Here is a 1,465-nt window from a genome sequence, read left to right as displayed (position 1 = left end):
GTTGGACCTGCCTCGCAAGCTCGGGGAAGATACTTCACCCTCAAAGTAATACTGGATAAACCCTCAGTTGTGTTCTACTTTTTCTAGATGGAAAAATATTCGATTCAAAAACTGTTTCAATCTGCATTAAGCGAAACAAATAACCCCCTCCATGTGCCGCTTTATCAACTGAAAGCAGCGCAAGCAATTGGTGGTTGTCGCACCTCTAGTATGGGCAGCCATACTCAATATTGTGAAAAAGGTCATCTGTGCGGCGTGTATTTCAATTCATGCAGACATCGCGGTTGTCCTCAATGTCAGTTTACTGCCAAAGAACGGTGGTTAGCGCAGTGGTCTGCTCGATTGTTAGATGTACAGCATCACCATTGGATATTTACATTACCTCACGAGTTACTCCCTTTGTGGCGATACAATCGAGAGTGGTTCCAAGATTCTATGTATCGGGCTGTATCTAAAACGATAAAACAGTTAAGCGGCGCGAAGGGCCACCTAAATGCGCAACCAGGATATTTGTTGGCGTTACACACTTGGGGGAGAAGTTTAAGTGAGCACCCTCATATTCACTGTCTAATTACGAATGGAGGATTAAATGGCGCTGGTGACTGGGTAAAACCGAAACGTACTGTTATGTTTCCCGTCAAAGTTATGCGTCGTCTATTTCGAGGCAAATTTTTATCGGCGGTTAAAGAAGCGTTAGCTGACGGAGACTTGATATTTCCACCTGACACACAAAGCGTACAAATCAAAAATTTATGCAATAAAATAGGTCGGATTGACTGGCAGGTTTATGCCTGTAAGCCATACGAACATGCACTTGGCGTTGCAAAATATATCTCTCGGTATATGCGAGGTGGACCGATAAAAAATAGCCAAATAATGGGCGTAAAAAACAACATCGTCACCTTTAAGTACAAATCCCATCAAACGAAAAAGACAGAACGAAAAAAATATCCCGTTACTCAGTTGAGCCAAATAGTACTCAAGCACCTGCCGTTAAAGGGCAAACAAACGGTAAGATATTACGGACTTTATCATCCATCAATTTCGGATAAGCTAAATGTAGCGAGAAAACTCAACAATCAAACACCATTTATTGAAGCGACAATACCTACTTGGCAATTAATAATGAATAAGCTGGGTGTTAATTTAAGTTGCCCGGAATGCGGTAATAAGGAGCGAATAGCGCTTGCGCCAAATTTGCATTAACAGCTCGACTAGAAAAACTCTGCACTTAGGTGCGGAGCGATTAAGTGCGGGCGACGTTCAGGTTGCGGTCATAAATAACATTGGAGATTACGCGGTAGTATGGTTATTATTCTGTTTAGTTTAGGCGTTGGTCAGTCGAAAAGTACGTTGGTTTTCCACAGTGCGATGAGGCAGTCCAACAAGGCGATAAACAGAGACAAAGATCTTAATGTTGTGAATAAAAAATTTGCAGAAATCTTTGCTCGTTATCTTAGCGTTA

General features: G+C 42.0%; 1 protein-coding gene. It reads left to right on the top strand.

From position 1 onward, the window contains the following. Nucleotides 1–87: 87 nt before the first annotated feature. Complete coding sequence (locus Q4575_RS19650; RefSeq protein ID WP_303523935.1) at nucleotides 88–1,206, top strand: transposase; 1,119 nt, start codon at nucleotides 88–90, stop codon at nucleotides 1,204–1,206. Nucleotides 1,207–1,465: the final 259 nt, after the last annotated feature.

Source organism: Psychrosphaera sp. 1_MG-2023 (assembly GCF_030548245.1).
Lineage (GTDB): Bacteria > Pseudomonadota > Gammaproteobacteria > Enterobacterales > Alteromonadaceae > Psychrosphaera > Psychrosphaera algicola.
This window is presented reverse-complemented; position numbering and strand designations above follow the sequence as displayed.